General features: G+C 65.2%; 11 protein-coding genes and 1 pseudogene. 4 read left to right on the forward strand and 8 right to left on the reverse strand.

Features of this window, described 5'->3' with window-relative positions; translation table 11 throughout:
• Window positions 1-59: 59 nt before the first annotated feature.
• Window positions 60-359: a hypothetical protein gene (locus AC5IJH_RS07305; RefSeq protein ID WP_491902153.1), complete on the reverse strand. Its 300-nt coding sequence runs from the start codon at window positions 357-359 to the stop codon at window positions 60-62.
• A 503-nt stretch (window positions 360-862) separates the two neighbouring features.
• Here AC5IJH_RS07305 and AC5IJH_RS07310 point away from each other — a divergent pair.
• Complete coding sequence (locus AC5IJH_RS07310) at window positions 863-1,510, forward strand: response regulator (RefSeq protein ID WP_491902154.1); 648 nt, start codon at window positions 863-865, stop codon at window positions 1,508-1,510.
• Between the two features lie 18 nt (window positions 1,511-1,528).
• Here the strand turns inward: AC5IJH_RS07310 and AC5IJH_RS07315 are convergent, their stop codons facing one another.
• Both AC5IJH_RS07315 and AC5IJH_RS07320 read right to left on the reverse strand, forming a co-directional pair.
• Window positions 1,529-2,917 carry an APC family permease gene (locus AC5IJH_RS07315; RefSeq protein ID WP_491902155.1) on the reverse strand — a complete coding sequence of 463 codons (1,389 nt, stop codon included), beginning with the start codon at window positions 2,915-2,917 and terminating at the stop codon, window positions 1,529-1,531.
• Window positions 2,918-3,055: 138 nt separating this feature from the next.
• Complete coding sequence (locus AC5IJH_RS07320; RefSeq protein ID WP_491902156.1) at window positions 3,056-4,669, reverse strand: ArnT family glycosyltransferase; 1,614 nt, start codon at window positions 4,667-4,669, stop codon at window positions 3,056-3,058.
• 533 nt (window positions 4,670-5,202) lie between these two features.
• Between AC5IJH_RS07320 and AC5IJH_RS07325 the strand changes: the two are divergent.
• Both AC5IJH_RS07325 and AC5IJH_RS07330 read left to right on the forward strand, forming a co-directional pair.
• A pseudogene (locus AC5IJH_RS07325) lies at window positions 5,203-5,385 on the forward strand (IS1 family transposase); the annotation flags it as partial.
• 313 nt (window positions 5,386-5,698) lie between these two features.
• Window positions 5,699-7,009 carry an RICIN domain-containing protein gene (locus AC5IJH_RS07330; protein ID WP_491902157.1) on the forward strand — a complete coding sequence of 437 codons (1,311 nt, stop codon included), beginning with the start codon at window positions 5,699-5,701 and terminating at the stop codon, window positions 7,007-7,009.
• Between the two features lie 73 nt (window positions 7,010-7,082).
• On the opposite strand, the gene AC5IJH_RS07335 is transcribed toward AC5IJH_RS07330, so the two are convergent.
• Both AC5IJH_RS07335 and uvrC read right to left on the reverse strand, forming a co-directional pair.
• Window positions 7,083-7,973, reverse strand: coding sequence for an oxidoreductase (locus AC5IJH_RS07335; RefSeq protein WP_491902158.1), 891 nt, complete (start codon window positions 7,971-7,973; stop codon window positions 7,083-7,085).
• A gap of 153 nt (window positions 7,974-8,126) precedes the next feature.
• A complete protein-coding gene (gene uvrC, locus AC5IJH_RS07340) occupies window positions 8,127-10,160 on the reverse strand; it encodes an excinuclease ABC subunit UvrC (protein ID WP_491902159.1) in 2,034 nt (677 codons plus the stop codon).
• Window positions 10,161-10,481: 321 nt separating this feature from the next.
• On the opposite strand from uvrC, the gene AC5IJH_RS07345 reads away from it, so the two are divergent.
• Window positions 10,482-11,219: an OmpA family protein gene (locus tag AC5IJH_RS07345; protein ID WP_491902160.1), complete on the forward strand. Its 738-nt coding sequence runs from the start codon at window positions 10,482-10,484 to the stop codon at window positions 11,217-11,219.
• 229 nt (window positions 11,220-11,448) lie between these two features.
• On the opposite strand, the gene AC5IJH_RS07350 is transcribed toward AC5IJH_RS07345, so the two are convergent.
• From AC5IJH_RS07350 to AC5IJH_RS07360, 3 genes are all read right to left on the reverse strand, one after another.
• Window positions 11,449-11,838, reverse strand: coding sequence for a hypothetical protein (locus tag AC5IJH_RS07350; RefSeq protein WP_491902161.1), 390 nt, complete (start codon window positions 11,836-11,838; stop codon window positions 11,449-11,451).
• Between the two features lie 172 nt (window positions 11,839-12,010).
• On the reverse strand, window positions 12,011-13,276 hold the full coding sequence (locus AC5IJH_RS07355; RefSeq protein WP_491902162.1) for a nickel-dependent putative hexonate epimerase: 1,266 nt from the start codon (window positions 13,274-13,276) through the stop codon (window positions 12,011-12,013).
• A 58-nt stretch (window positions 13,277-13,334) separates the two neighbouring features.
• A complete protein-coding gene (locus tag AC5IJH_RS07360; protein ID WP_491902163.1) occupies window positions 13,335-14,690 on the reverse strand; it encodes an MFS transporter in 1,356 nt (451 codons plus the stop codon).
• Window positions 14,691-15,110: the final 420 nt, after the last annotated feature.

The raw sequence follows: 15,110 nt of genomic DNA on the forward strand, positions 1-15,110 counted from the left end.
TCTACTTCGAGCTTCGTGCAGTGCGGGGAGCCGGTCGGGAGACCGGCTCATCCAAAGCTTTAGTTCTGATCTCGTAAGTGGCTCTTCTGCAAGCCGCCTCCGGCCACAACAGCCAAGGGACTCTTCACCTGCTGCTGCGCCTTCCGCTTCGACCCGATCCGGAACCCGCCCTCTGTATAGCAGCGGCATGCGTCCAGGCAGTTCGCGCAAAAATCGTGCCGGCACTCATTGCAGCGCAGCAGGCTCTTGCGGTTCAGGCTCTTCTGGCAGTGATGGCAGATGGAGACGGAACGACCCTTCATCAAGTACAGCTTCTTGGTGTCGCCGGCGGGGGTGCGCGTCAGGTCCAGGGAGATCATGGCAACTCCATTCAAACGTGGAACTTGGTCGATGTCGCTCACCCTAGGGTGGGGCATCGAGTACCACGGAGGCAGCATTACCAACGTCCCTTGCGCATGCCGACGTACTCTTGCCAGCCGACGTGCGCCCGGCAGTAATCAGACGTGCAATCCCCCGCGCATCCGCCTCGCGCGTGGCATCCTATTCACACACAAGGAGATATTCCAGCCATGCAAGTCAAATGCGCACATCGGAAGTGCATGTGTGTCGTGCCCGAGGCAAAGCCATTCTGCAGCGACTGGTGCGCGTCGAACGAAGCAGACGAGGCAGGGTCCTGCGACTGCGGTCACCCCATCTGCGAACAGCTCTACCACCGCAAGGTCGCGCGCGCCTGACTCGTCGCCGCGGATGCCGGCGAGCCCACCACAAGCCGCCGTCGCAACGGAAAGTTTGCCGTGGGCATCCGTGAACGGTACTCTTCAGCAGGCAGCAGACCCCGTTCCGCTCAGAAATCAGGACTTAAGTGCCGGCCACCTCGTTCCGCTACAGAATCCTGATCGTTGACGATCATCCCGTGTTGCGTGAAGTGGGCAAGGCTCTCCTGGAGTCGCAGGGCTACGAAGTCCTCTGTGCCGGCGATGGCTTCGAAGGTCTCATCGCCCTCCGGCAGTCGCTTCCAGACATCATCATCTCGGACCTCCGCATGCCCAACATGAGCGGCTTCGAGTTCCTCTCGGTCGTCCGCCGCCGGTTCCCGCTCATCCCGGTCATCGTCATCTCAGGCGAGTTTGCCGGCGTCTCCGTGCCGGAAACCGTGCTCGCCGACGCATTCTTCCCCAAGGGCGGCTTCAAGCCCGAGGAGCTGTTTACCCGGATCGCCGCTCTCGTTCACGAACTCCCCACGCGTCCCAGGGCCGGCAAACCGAACCAGGCTGCCGTCTGGGTGAAGAACGATAAAGGAACAGTCGCGGTCACGTGCTCGCAGTGTCTGCGCACGTTCCCCGTCTCTGCCGCGCGCAAAGGCGATAACGAGGCCGAGTGTGACTTCTGCTGCTGCATCATCCGCTTTCAGATCATCGGCGATCCCGCACTCATCGGGACGTACGAGGCTCTGAAGTCCGTTCCGGTGCCGGTGACCGCAGCATCCGGGCCAGCAGATCCCGTCGCCTGACATCAGCCCCTCGGTCAGCTACTGCTGCACAACCCTCGCCTGCCCCCGAAACCGCAGATACAGCGGTATGCCTGCCAGGATGATCGCTGTGCCGATCAGCGAATTCCGCGGGCTGCTCAGGAACGTGTAGATCAGCAGCACCGCCGCCACCGCGATAAACAGCAGCGGCAGCACCGGGTAGCCCCACATCCGGTACGGCGTCTCCGGGCTGCGCCGTCGGTGCACAAAGATCGTGCTCGCCGCGATCATGTAAAACAGCCACTCCGCAAAGATCGCCAGCTCAAACAACTGCTGAAACCGCCCCACCGCCAGCAGCAGCAGCGTGCTCAGCGCCGCCTGCACCACCAGTGACGGAGCCGGCGTGCCGAACCGCGGACTCAGCTCCGCAATGCGCGAAAAGAACAGCCGATCCCGCGCCGCCGCAAACGGCACGCGCGCGCCCGACATCACTGTGCCGTTCAGTGTCACGAAGATGCTCAGCGCCATCCCCGCCGTCACCAGCGTCGCTCCGCGCGCGCCCAGCACCAGCGCCACCGCCGCCACTGCCGGCCTCGGCGACGCCGCCACCGCCGACGCGGGCAGCATGTACTGCACCGCCGCATTCACCGCCACGTACAGCGCGCCCACAACCCCGATCCCCAGCAGCAACGCCACCGGAATCGTGCGCTCCGGCCGCCGCACTTCGCCCGCCACCATATTCAGATCGTTCCAGCCGTCGTACGCCCACAGCGCCGCAATCAGCGCAACCATGAATCCGGCGAAGCCGCCCTGCGCGCCCGGAAACACCGTGCGGAAGTTCGCAGCACTACCCTGTGTGCTCAGAAAGCATGCGCCCGAGATCACCACCACCAGCAGCACTTTGAGCGCCGTGAACACCACCTGGAAGTTGGCCGCGCGGCGGATGCCGATGTAGTTCAACCCCGTCATCAGCCACGTCACGGCAATGGCGAACAACTGTGACCACGCAATCGGCAGCGGCGCCCGTATCGCCAGCGCATCGAGCCCGTGCAGGGCAGGGAACACAGCCAGCGTGCGTGCCAGCCCGATCGTCACCGTCGCAATCGACGCAGGCTTCGCGACCGCAAACCATGTCCACATGTAGAGAAACGCCGGCAGGTCGCCATACGCGCGGCGGATGTACACATACTCGCCGCCCGCTTCGGGCATGCGCGCCGCCAGCTCCGCATACGTCATCGCGCCGAACAGTGAGAGCAGTCCGCCCGTCAGCCACGCCAGGTACACCAGCGAAGCATGCCCCACCGCCTGCATCATCTCCTGCGGCACAAGAAAAATGCCGCTGCCGATCACCGTGCCGACCACGATCGCCGTCGCCTGCCCCAGCCCGAGCACCCGCTCCAGCGGACGGCGCGCCCGCTCTGCGCGTTCGTGTTCGACGGCCGTTACCACACGCACCGGTCCTGCGATGGCGCACACTCCTGCTTGGTTGAGTTCCGAACAGAGTAGCCTGCCCTCGCTCGATCGCTCAGCGAAATCACGCGGCTGCTCTTCCGCGCCCTGCTCTCTCCCCGTCTGACGTTCCGCCGCTCAGATGTACTTCTTCTCCTTGTGCCAGTCCGCCGGATCCACCCAGTGCACGCCGGCACCCGGCTTCGGATCACGCAGCACGTAGATGTTCCGGTTCTCGTACGGCATCGCGTACGGATGCTCCATCCGGCCCACGATCTCGACTGACCTGAAGCGCTTCCGCAAATCCTCGGGCGGATCGTCGATCACGGCGATGATCACCTGTCCCGTCGCGCCGTGCGGCCCCCACATCCAGTAGCTGTTGTGCCCGCTGATCGCCACCGGCAGACCAAGCCCCGTTCCGAGGAAGTTGATCGCGCTCGCCTCGCCATAGTTCGAGCAGAAGATCGCCGCCTGCGCGCGATCCGCAGGCGACAGCGAGTGATAGATCCGGTCCACCTCGCCTACCTCCTCCTGCCAGCCGAAGCGGTCCGCATAGAACTGCGGAAAGTCGCTCGTCCGCAGCCGCTCTGTGCTGCCGCTCTTGCCCCGCAGGTGCGTGCGCTCCGTGTAAGCAAGCCACTGCTGTGGTGCCAATATAGGCAGCACCATCGGCGTGATCAGCACCGCGCTCACGGTCAGCAGGCTGGCATACGTCGGGATCAGCCAGCCCGTGCTCCGCCTCTGCCGGAGCGCCTCCCAGCACACACCGCCTGCCGCAAACAACAGCGGATACACCGGCGCCAGGTAGTAGTCCTTCGCATCGCTGGCCCGCATCAGCACCACGAATGCCAGGTACGCAAACCCCGCAAAGCGCCACATCCGCGCCCGCGGACTCACCAGCAGCCACACCAGCCCCGCCCCCCACAGCACCAGCGCCAGCGGGTTCAGCATCTTGATCTGCGCCCCCACAAACCCCGGCAGCGACAGGTCGACGTTCTTGTGCTCCACCTTGCCGTTGTGCAGAAACTCGAGCGTCGGCCAGCCGTTATGCATCTGCCACAACAGCAGTGGCATTCCCAGCAGCACGATCAGCACCACCCCCACCGCCGCCCCTCGTGTGAACACGATGCGCCGCTCGGGCGTCAGCAGCAAGCCGATCAGCAGTGCCACCAGGAACACAGCCATGCTCGGCTTGTTCTCAATCCCCAGCCCGCCCGCAACGCCGAACAGCCACCACCAGCGCTCGCTGCCGCCGCGTATCAGCATCAGCAGCGCAAACACTGCCGTCATCCAGAACACCGGCTCGAACGAGTTCATCGACAGAAAGCTGTCGAGCGCGAGAAACTCCGGCGCCAGCAGCACACCCAGCATCCCCAGCACCTGCGCCGCGCGCCGACCGCCCATCGCCCAGCAGATCATCCCGGTCAGAAACAGCTTCGCCGCCCCCGCCAACGCGCTGAACATGCGGATGCCCGCCAGCGACTTGCCAAACAGCGCCACCGCCGCCCGCGCCTGCAGCGCCACGATCGGCCCATGATCCACGTAGCCCCAGTCCAGGTGCTCACCGCAGATCAGGTAGTACAACTCGTCCCGGAAGTAGCCCCACCCCAGGTGCGCCTGCCACACATTCGCGGCCACATGCACCGCGAACTTCACCGCAGCAAAGGCCACCGCCAGCCAGATCGCCTGCCGCAGCACCAGGCTCTCTTCATCGGCGCCCTGTGCGGGAGCGACGGCATCGACTGCAGGCATGGACATCCTCTCTTTCGTCAGCCAACGACCTGGGCCAAGATCAGCAGTGCGAACTACGGCCACAGCCGCGCCACGGTTCCGTCGTTCGAGCGAATCCTATCGCCAAACCCGGCCGCTCGCCCGCGAAAACGAGTGCTATGCTGTCCGCCGATGGCCACCTTCTTCCTCAAGCTCGTTCCGGCCCACCTCCGTCGCTGACATGACACCGGCCGAACTGGCCCTCATGCAGCAGCACGCCGCCTACGTGCGCCAGCACTTCAACGCCGGCCGCGTCCTCGTCTACGCTCCGGTGATTGCTCCCGATGCGCCCTTCGGCATGGGCGTGCTCCAGGGCGAAGACGAGCCGAGGCCCACCGTATCCTCGACGCCGACCCGACGATCCTCGCCCACCTCAACACCCGCGAGAGCTGGCCCTTGCGCCTCGGCGGGGCACGCGCCCCGCAGGCCTGGCTCCTCCGGTTTGGCCGCACCCCGCTATCGATTTTTCTGCCATTTGCAACCGGATTGAGGGTAGTGACTCAGTTTGAAGTGTTTCCAAGAAGTTGGAGAACCATGAGGCGGCGATTGCGCTGCACTTTATGCACTACAACTTCTGCCGCGTGCATAAGACGGCGATGGAAGCGGGGTTGGCTCATCACGTCTGGACGGTGGAAGAGCTGGTTGCCATTTTGCCCGAGCCGGTTGCGAAGAAGCGCGGCCCTTACAAGAAGAAGTAGGATTCAGTCGGGGCCGCTGGGGGCTGGGCCCTCCCGTAGACAGACCGGATGAGTCTCGTACGAGTCGGGCAAGGCGTTTGATTCCGGTGTAGCAACCCGGCAACGGGGATCAGCCCCCAACCATTTCAAACTGAGTCACTACCGGATCGAGCACACTCTTGACAGCCCCGTGCACCCGGCACCATACTTCTGCCGTTTTGCTGCGGGAGGCAATCGTTTCTCTCTCCCCGCAAGACCTTCCACGTCGAAGACCGGTCGCCCCGTCGCGGCCGGGACCCGGGTCCTCTCACCACCGAAAGCGAGTCTTGCCCCCATGGCTCTCACCACCTCCGCCCGCCTCCTGTGTTCGGCTGCGCTGCTCGCCGCCGGCATCGCCATCTGCACGCCCACCGCCGCCCGCGCCCAAAGCTGGAACCTGCAGTTCAGTGACGAGTTCAACGGCGCAGCCAACTCCGCGCCGAATGGCAACAACTGGACGTACGACACCGGCGGCGGCGGCTGGGGCAATGGCGAGCTCGAGATCTACTGCGCCCCCTTCTCGAGCGCCGCTCCTTGCAACGCCAGCCAGTCCAACATCTATCAGGACGGCAACGGCAACCTCGTCATCCGCGCCCTCTACAACAACGGCACCTGGACCTCCGGCCGGATGAAGACCCAGGGCAAGCAGTCCTTCCAGTACGGCCGCATCGAAGCCCGCATGAAGCTCCAGGCCGCCGACGGCTTCTGGCCCGCCTTCTGGATGCTCGGCAGCAATCTCTCCTCCGTCGGCTGGCCCCAGGCCGGTGAGCAGGACATCATGGAGTGGGTGCAGAGCTACGGCGCCGGCACCACCTCGTCCACCGTGCACGGCCCCGGCTACTCCGGCGGCAATGGTATCGGCAGCCGTTACACATTCCCGAACGGCGGCCGCATCGACGACAGCAGCTACCACACCTACGGCGTCGTCTGGTCGCCCAACCAGATCCAGTTCTACCGCGACAACCCGGCCCAGCCCTACTTCACCGTCACGCCGTCCAGCATCCCCAGCGGCGATCAGTGGGTCTACAACAACCCGTTCTTTGTGCTCTTGAACTTCGCCATCGGCGGCGGCGGCTTCCCCGGCAACACAGACTCGAGCACCCCCTCCACCGGCACCATGCTCGTCGACTACGTGCGCGTCTGGCAGTCCTCGACCACCATCAACACCGGCGTCTACTACACCGTCGCGAACCAGAACAGCGGCGCCTGCGTCGATGACACCAGCGGCGCCACCAGCAACGGCACCGCCGTCCAGCAGTGGGCCTGCGCCGCCGGCAGCTCCAACCAGCAGTGGCAGCTCACCCCGACAGACAGCGGCTACTACCGCATCTCCAGCCGCAACGCCGCCAGCGAAGTCTGGGACGTCACCGGCGGCGCCTCCGCCACCTCCAGCGGCACCAAAATCCAGCTCTGGGCCTACGGCGGCGGTAACAACCAGCAGTGGATGCCCGTCTCGCTCGGCAACGGACGATACAAGTTCGTCGCCCGCAACAGCGGCCTCTGCCTCGACGTCCCCGGAGCCTCCACCGCCAACGGCGTGCAACTGCAGCAGTACACCTGCAACGGCACCGCCGCCCAGGCCTGGATCCTCACGCAACAGCCCTAGTCACGAATGCACTCCGCGCAAAGAGAGAGGGCCCCGCTTCCGCGAGGCCCTTGTTCTTACGCTGTGCCAGCACTTACGCCACCGAGTCCAGCTCCCGCACCGCTGCCGGCGGCAGGTGCAGTGCCGCCGCTGCCAGGTTCTCGCGCAGATGTTCCAGTGAGGCTGTGCCCGGAATCAGCAGCACGTTCGGCGATCGCTGCAGCAGCCAAGCCAGTGCGACCTGCGCCGGTGTCGCATCCACCAGCGTTGCGATCTCATCGAGCACGGGTGACGCAAGCCGGCCTGGACCGCCCAGCGGATAGTACGGCACGTAGGCCACGCCGTGGCCGAGCAGGGTATCGATCAGGTCCTCGTCAGCACGATGCTTCAGATGGTGCTGGTTCTGCACGCAGACGATCGGCACGATACGGCGGCCCTGCTCATACTGCGCATGCGTCACGTTGCTCAAGCCGATGTGGTGGATCAGGCCCTGCTGCTGCAACTCCGCAAGCACAGTCAGCGGCTCCTCGACCGGTGCATCCGCCGCAAGGTGCGGCGGACCGACACGCAGGTTGACGACCTCCATCCGCTCCAGCCCCAGCGTCTTCAGGTTGTTGTGCAGTGACTCAGTCAGTGCTTCGCGGCTGTACGCCGGCCGCCACGCAGCGCGTTCACGGCGCAGACCCAGCTTCGTCACGATCACCAGCCCGGCAGGATACGGGTGCAGCGCCTCGCGAATGATCTCGTTCGTGATCTGCGGACCGTAGAAGTCCGCGGTGTCGATGTGATTCACGCCCGCCGCGACTGCCTCACGCAGCACAGCGATCGCTTGCTCCCGGTCCTTCGGTGGCCCAAAGACATGCTTGCCCGCAAGCTGCATCGCTCCGTAGCCCATGCGGTGCAGCGTGATCGTGGTGCCAGCCAGCGTGAAGCTGCCGCCGGCAGCAATGGAATCAGCATTGAGTTGGTCTGCGTTTGCGCTCACCCTGCTGTTCTACCGCTTGCCGGCTTGTCGCGGGGAGGGCCTGAGTTGCACATCGCGGTGCTAGGCCGACTTACTTTCATGCGATCGACACGCCGTCCTGATCACGAGCCCCGGGGTCATCCTGATCGCAGCTTCTGCAGTCGCACGGCGCGCCTAACTCGCCGTGCTATTCGCCTCATCGACGATCACCACTGCCTCGACGTCGAGGGACACCGTGGTCTCGATCTGCACCAGCACCTCGGCAGCTTGGACGGCCCCCGCGCCCTCCGGATGGAAGTGCGCATAGATCGCCTCCGCCACCTTCCGCGCCACCACCGACGTCAGCGCCTCGAGCGACGCCTGCTCCACCGCGCGCTGCGACCCAAAGTGCTGCACCAGCCGCGTCCGCGTCCGCGCACCCACCCCGGGGATCTCCATCAACTCCGACTGCCGGTCGCGCATCTCGCGCCGCTTGCGGTGGTACGTGATCGCAAACCGATGCGACTCATCCCGGATCCGCTGAATGAGGTGCAGCACCGGCGAGCGCCGGTCCAGCACAATCGGCTCGTCCTCCTGCCCGTACAGGTAGATCAGCTCTTCGCGCTTCGCAATCGACGCAATCGGCTGCGTCGTCACGCCCAGCTCTTCGAGCGCCGCCGCCGCCGCATGCAACTGCCCCACGCCCCCATCGATCAGCACCAGCGACGGCATCTCCCGCGGCTCGCGCCCATTCGCCGCCGGAGCCGCCGCCGTCGCGCGCGTCTCCGCATCGCTCGCCCGTTCGATCTCCTCGCTGGTCGCGCCGCTCAGGATGCGCCGGTACCGCCGCCCCACAATCTCCCGCATCGCCGCGAAGTCATCCACACCCGACACGGTCTTCACCTGGAACTTGCGGTAGTCCGCCTTCTTCATCGCGCCGTTCTCCCACACCACCATCGACGCGACCGTCTCCGCCCCCTGGATGTGCGAGATATCGAAGCACTCGATCCGCCGCGGCAGCTCCGGCAGCATCAGCAGATCCTGCAGCGACTCCTGGATCGCCTTCTGCGACGGCTGCAACACGCGAAAGCGCTGATCGTAACTCTGCTTCGCATTCTGTCCGACCAGGTCCACCAGCGACCGCTTCTCTCCACGCTGCGGCGCCAGGATCTCCACCCGATGCCCCGACCGCTCTGCGAGCAGCGTGCACAGCGCATCGCGATCCGGAAAGTCCACCGGCAGCAGGATCGACCGCGGCACATACTGCTGGTCGATATAGATCTGCTTCAAGAGCGCCGAGAAGAACACCGGGGCAGAGAACTCATTCGCCTTCGCCGCGGCGGGCTCGGCATCCGCCTCCAGCAACTCCGGCAGATCCTCCCAGAACAAGTCGCGCCGGTCCACAATCTTCCCGCCGCGCATGTGGAACAGGTTCACCGCCAGCATATCGTTCTCGAAGTGATAGCCGAACACATCCACGTCATCATTCTCTGCCGTCGCGATGCGCTGCTTCTCCTGCACCTGGTCGACCGTGATCAGCAGGTCGCGATACTTCGCCGCCAGCTCGAACTGCTCTGCTGCCGCCGCTGCCTCCATGCGCTGCTCAAGCGACCGCCCCAGCTCCTGCTGCCGTCCCTCCAGAAACATCTGCGCATCCCGCACCGCCTCGCGATAGATCTCCGGCGTTGTCAGCGTCTCCACACACGGCCCAAGGCAGCGCTTGATGTAGTACTGCAGGCAAGGCCGCGGATAATACCGTCGCAGATCCAGCTTGCAGCTCGGCAGCAGGAACGACCGGTGCAGCAGATCGACCACCCGGTGCGCCAGGTTCCCCGGAAAGTACGGCCCGTAGTACGCGCCGCCATCCTTGCGCAGCCGCCGCGTCACGAACACCTTGGGATAGCGATCGCCCAGCGTCAACTTCACATACGGATACGTCTTGTCGTCCCGCAGCAGGATGTTGAACCGCGGCTTGCGCTGCTTGATGAAATTGTTCTCGAGCGCCAGCGCCTCGTGCTCGTTGTCCACCAGGATGTACTCGACATCCACCGCCTCGCGCATCAGCGACCCGGTCTTCCGGTTCGCCTGCGACGACTCCAGCAGGTACGACCGCACCCGCGACCGCAGGTTCTTCGCCTTGCCGACGTAGATCACCTCGCCCTCGGCGTTCTTGTACAGATACACGCCAGGCTGCGCGGGGAGAGTGCGGATTTTCTGTTCGAGGTCCATGCCGGAATGCCGCCGCCGGACCCGCGGGCATCGCTCTCGAATGCGTGCCCGGGCCCGAGCCACTCTTCAGTTTACTTCGCTCCCGTGTGACCCGGTTCTTGGCCGCCGGCGTTGCGTAAGAACTACACCCGTGGTTCCAGCGAATCGAAATGTACAATCGTAAGTTGCTCAGGGTATGTAGCTTAGATTTGGCGAAACGCTTTGGCACGCCTCGTGCATCCTATTCGCAACGGAGAGGTGTGCGGCGGTCCTCCCCCGCCTGCCCTGGCACCCACTCGCACTTGTGTACTCGCGGCGATACCGCGAGGAGGAGAGACTTCTTTGAGACCACAGATGCACCGCTACATCCAGACCACGGGCGTCGCCACTGCCGCCCTCGCTCTGCTGCTCGCCAGCGGCTGCTCCACCAAAAACTACGTCAAGAGCCAGACAGCCCCGATCGTCCAGAAGACGAACGAGCTCGATGACCAGACCGCGAAAAACAATCGCAGCCTGCAAGATCTGAACGAGCGCTCCACCACCGGCATCACCAAGGCGCAAAGCTCGGCCGACTCCGCCCAGCAGAATGCGCAGCAGGCCACCACTGCCTCCCAGTCCGCGCAGCAGAGCGCGCAGGAAGCCGTCAACCGCGCCGACTCGCTGTCCAGCGCCATCAGCAACCTCGACAGTTACAAGCAGATCGGCAACACCTCCGTCACCTTCGGCTTCAACAAGAGCGTGCTCACCAAGAAGGACAAGGAGCAGCTCGATCAGCTCGGCCCGCAGTTGTCCTCCGCTCGCGGCTACATCCTCGAGGTCACCGGCGGCACCGACTCCGTCGGCAGCGCTGCGTACAACTACGAGCTCAGCCAGCGCCGCGCCGAAGCCGTCGTCCAGTACCTCTCCTCCAAGTTCAACGTCCCGCCGCACAAGTTCTACCTCATCGGCATCGGCAAGGATAAGGAAGTCGCCTCGAACAAAACCGCCGCGGGCCGCGCCCAGAACCGCCGCGTCGAGATTCAGGTGCTCTCCAACATGCAGCAGGGCAACGCAGCTCCCGCAAGCGGCAACCCGTCCTAACTCGGAATTCAGTCCCGCTCGCTTAGGAGTGAGCGGCTGGCTGATAGGTCAAGAGGCTGGAGCCATGCTCCAGCCTCTTGACGTTTCCCACCACCTCCACCGCGCGCCGAGGTCCGCACCCGACCTCGGCATTCCGGAGTCCGCACCAACGTCCGCGCCCGAACCTCCGCGCCAAAAGAAAAGAGCCGGGCATTGGTGCCCGGCTCTCCCCCTTCTACTCCGTTGCCTCTTACTGCGGCTGCTGCGATCCGCCCGAACCCGAGCCGGAACCGCTGCCCGATCCAGACCCGCTGCCGCTGGACCCGGAACCCGAACCGCTGCCCATCGACCCGCTGGAACCGCTCGACCCGCTGCCGCTCGAGCCGCCGTGCTTCTTGTGCTTCTTGCCCGTCGAGCCGCTCTGCGACATGTCGCCACCGGAACCACCGGAGCCCATCGTGTCCGAGCTGCCGCTCGTCCCCGACGTCGAACCGCTGCTGCCCGAGTTGGAGTGATGCTTCTTCCCGCTGGTCGCGCCCGTGGTGCCCTGGCCGGACTGCATCGAGGGATCCGACGAGCCGGAGCTTTGCGAACCCTGCGAGGAGCCGCCCGTCTGGGCCACGCATACGCTTGCAACCAAGCAGAGTGTGGCTATCGCTGGGAGCTTATAGAACCTCATGGAAGGTCCTCCTTGCCTAAGTGAGATGCTGGATCAGTCACTGTGACAATGCTTTTGTGTGCACAGCTACCAAGGGAAAACCACAGTTTTGCCCAGTCAGAATGCAGTCATAACGAATACCGTCTACTCTGACTTACATGCGCTCGCGCGCCGCCCACAGGCCGAGTCCCGGGTTCGCTATATAGAAGACGTCTTCGTTCTCCACGTGATTCCATCCATGCTCCAGCCGCGCCGGATCGTAGCGCCGCAGCATCGCCTCCGGGTCGCCGTACGCAAAGCCCGCCTGCTCCACCTCATCGCGCTTCAGGTGTCCCGGGCACCACACAATGCGGAACCGCCCCTCCGACGAGCCGTGGATCAAATGCGCCGCCGCGCTCAGGTCATGCGCCAGGTCGGGGTGCTGCTTCACGGCTTCGATGGTCGCCGCCGTGCCGTGGTACCCGTAGCGTCGGATCAGTCCATCGATGGTGCGATCCTCGCCGAACTCCTTCACGCCCGGCGCCACAATAATCAGTTCGCCGCCATCGGCCAGCGCCATCCGCGTCCGGTAGATCGCCTTGTTGCCCAGCCACGTGCTCTGAAACTCGTGCGGGTCCAGGTACACCACCACCTTGCGCAGCGGCTCCACATACTCGAAGTTCACTTCGACGCTCAGCTCGGCGGCACGCAGAAAGCAGCTCTCGTCATCGCCCACAAACAAGCCGCGCACCACCGTGCGGCCGTCCGCCGTTCGCCCGATCACGGTCAGCACGTAGACGATCGGCAGCGCGCCCAGGAAATGATCGGAGGCATAGTTCAGCACGCGCCGCACCGGGTTGTCGGCGCGCCCCATGATGCGCTCCATCCCGTACACCGCGCCCAGGTAGTGGCTCCGGTTGATGCTGTCCGCGCCCCCCGTGCCCACCAGGATGTTCTTGTTGTAGTTCGCCATCCCGATCACTTCGTGCGGCACCACCTGGCCGATCGACAGGATCAGGTCGAACCCACCCTCCACCAGCAGGCGGTTCACCTGCGCCGGCCACGCGTAATCGACCGCGCCCTCGGACTGCTCGCGTACGAACGACGCCGGCACCTCGCCCAGCGTCACGATGTCCGTGCGCCACCGGTGAACACGGAACAGCGACGGTGGCATATCGCCGAACATGCGCCGCAACTGCTCCTCGCCCATCGCCGCATGCGTGCCCAGCGCGGGCATCACGCACCGCATCCGCTCGCCATAGTGCTGCCACGCCGCGCGCGTCAGGTCGCCGGCGCGGGAGTGGTAGCGGGTCTGGTCCGGCGGCACCGCGATCACGCGCTCGCGCGGGCCCAGCCGCTCCAGGCATCCAGTCAGCAGGGTCGCCAACTGCGCCGGGCTCAGCTCCGCGTCCACGCCACCCTCCGCCAGGTAAAGACTCATGCGGCGATCCTTCGTGTCAGCGGCTTCGCACTCTGCATAACGGCTTGGATGATCCGGCTCACGCGAGCTCCGCGCGCCGCAGTCCGGGCGCCAGTGTCGTCAACAGCAGCAGGCCCGTCAGGTACGCGCTCGCGGCAATCACAAACAGCGTCGCGTAGCTGCCCGTCACCTGCAGAATCCGCCCGATCAGCGCCGCAAACAGCACGCCCGCCGCCGAGCCGGCCGCCATCCCGATCCCCACCACCGCCCCCACTGCGCGCTTGGGGAACATGTCCGATGCCGTCGTGAACAGGTTGGCCGACCAGCCCTGGTGCGCCGCCGTCGCCAGACCCAGCAGCAGCACCGCGGTCCACGCATTGTTCGTCCGTCCCGCGAAGAACACCGGCACCGCGCAGCAGGCGCACAGCAGCATCGCACGCAGCCGCGCCCGCTCGATCCGCATCCCCGGCCGCGCAAACAGTGACGGCAGATAGCCGCCCCCGATACTTCCAGCCGCCGACAGGTTGTAGACCACGATCAGCGGCAGCCCCAGGTGCGCCAGCCCCAGGTGAAATCGCGCGTCCAGAAACTTCGGCATCCAGAACAGGTAGAAGTACCAGATCGGATCGGTCAGCAGCTTGGCCACTGCGAACGCCCACGTCTGCCGATGCCGCAGCAGCTCCGCCCACGACGTTCGTGCCGCGGCCGCCTCCTCGCCCTCCGGGTGCGTCACCGTCACTGCTTCTTGTACTGGCTCTTCTTCGATCAGCGCCAGCTCGGTCACCGAGACGCGCCTGTCCTCTTCGGGGCGGCGGTACTTCAAAAGCCACCACAGGATCCAGAGCAGGCTGAAGGTGCCGGTCGCCAGGAACGCAGGCCGCCAGCCGTAGTGCAGCGTGATCCACGGAATCGCCGCCGGGGCCAGAATGGCGCCGAGGTTCGCGCCCGAGTTGAAGATGCCCGTCGCCAGCGACCGCTCCCGCTGCGGAAACCACTCCGCCGTCGCCTTCACGGCAGCAGGGAAGTTGCCGCTCTCGCCCAGCCCGAGAAAGAAGCGCGCCACGCCGAAGCCGAACGCGGACCGCACCAGCGCATGCGACATCGCGGCCGCGCTCCACAGACCCATGATGACGACATAGCCGATGCGCGTGCCCAGCCGGTCCACCATCCGGCCCGCCACCACCAGCCCCAGCGCGTACGCCAGTTGAAACGCGCTGACAATGTAGCCGTACTGCTGCTCGTTCCAGCCGATCGAGTGCTGCAGCACCGGCGCCAGGATCGACAGCACCTGCCGGTCCATGTAGTTGATGGAGGTCGCGGCAAACAGCATGGCGCACACCGTCCAGCGCACCCGTGAGTGCGCCGGTCGTGTCCCGATCCCGATTGCCGGCGCTGCCACTCGCACTCCTCCGCACTCGCACCGCTTCCGGTGCATTGCCTCGCGCTGCCGACACGTCCGCTTCTGCCGCAGCCGCTAGCGCACCTGTCAGACAGCTTGACGAGAGCAGGGTCGCAGTTTGCCCGTCCGGCTCAGCACACGTCAAGCCCCAGAGTTCCCCACGGAGCAGGAACCGTGCGCGGATGTGTCAGTAGAGGCCTGTTTGCGTACCAAATTGCGCATTTGCGCGAACAGTCCGCTCCGCGGCTCTATCTCATGCAGGATGTTGAACTTAGGACGGCTTTCATCCGAAACTTCGCCCCCGGACCGCTCGCGCGAACACAGGCTCTGCGCACAGCTCTTGCGCCGCCGAAGGGCCGTATGTGATTGAAAATCAATCCCGGGACAGCTCCGTATCCGCCAGAACACTCTGCACCCGGATCAGGTGCTGCCGCATGGCCGACCGCGCTCCCAGCG

The organism is Candidatus Dedyshia acidiphila, from assembly GCF_051025295.1.
Lineage (GTDB): Bacteria > Acidobacteriota > Terriglobia > Terriglobales > Acidobacteriaceae > KBS-83.

What these genes read in the sequence shown, in the direction of transcription:
- AC5IJH_RS07320 (WP_491902156.1), bottom strand. Translation starts at nt 4,669, where the DNA reads ATGCCTGCAGTCGATGCCGTCGCTCCCGCACAGGGCGCCGATGAAGAG.
- uvrC (WP_491902159.1), bottom strand. Translation starts at nt 10,160, where the DNA reads ATGGACCTCGAACAGAAAATCCGCACTCTCCCCGCGCAGCCTGGCGTG.
- AC5IJH_RS07330 (WP_491902157.1), top strand. Translation starts at nt 5,699, where the DNA reads ATGGCTCTCACCACCTCCGCCCGCCTCCTGTGTTCGGCTGCGCTGCTC.
- AC5IJH_RS07360 (WP_491902163.1), bottom strand. Translation starts at nt 14,690, where the DNA reads ATGCACCGGAAGCGGTGCGAGTGCGGAGGAGTGCGAGTGGCAGCGCCG.
- AC5IJH_RS07305 (WP_491902153.1), bottom strand. Translation starts at nt 359, where the DNA reads ATGATCTCCCTGGACCTGACGCGCACCCCCGCCGGCGACACCAAGAAG.
- AC5IJH_RS07355 (WP_491902162.1), bottom strand. Translation starts at nt 13,276, where the DNA reads ATGAGTCTTTACCTGGCGGAGGGTGGCGTGGACGCGGAGCTGAGCCCG.